Source organism: Aminobacter sp. P4_D5 (genome assembly GCF_056401815.1).
The window spans coordinates 1-506 of sequence record NZ_JBFUIP010001471.1 but is presented as its reverse complement, the minus strand read 5'-3'; the positions used below and the strand labels follow the sequence as shown (position 1 = coordinate 506).

At 70.0% G+C, this 506-nt stretch carries 1 protein-coding gene; it reads right to left on the bottom strand.

Features of this window, described 5'->3' with window-relative positions:
- The coding region (locus AC1DWF_RS39020) for a GTPase family protein (protein WP_476843736.1) at positions 1-467 on the bottom strand (467 nt) is incomplete at its 3' end.
- Between the last annotated feature and the right edge of the window lie 39 nt (positions 468-506).

Below are 506 nucleotides of genomic sequence, written 5' to 3'. Positions count from 1 at the left end.
GTCTGGGCCACCACCAAGGGCCAGCCCGGATGCCGGCCCCGCGCCTGGCGCAGCACCTTCATCACCGGTTCCTGGGCGGGATCGTCCACCTGCATCACGGCCAGCAGGAGATGCGCCTGCGCCTCGCACCAGGCGATGTCCTCGGCGGGGTCGTAGCCCGCCTCCTCCAGCCCGCGCGTGTCGAGGAAGCGGAGGAAGGGCGCCTCCTCCGGCACGTCGTAGAAGGCGGCCTGGCGGGTGCAGGGCTGGTAGCCCTCGCCGATCTCGGCACGGGGATCGCCGGTGAGGGCCGAGACGATGGCCGTCTTGCCCGCGCCGGTCTTGCCGATCAGCCAGATGACCGGGGCGGCCGAGCGGGCCTGTATCTGCAGCTTGTTCTGGGAAGCATCGAGGTCCGAGGCGAAGAGCGCCGCCTTCACCTCGGACCAGAGCTGGCCCAGCCGTCGGAGTCCGGAGGGCGGGAACATTCTAGAGGGGTTTCCGTGGCATTTCAGTCACTACCACCC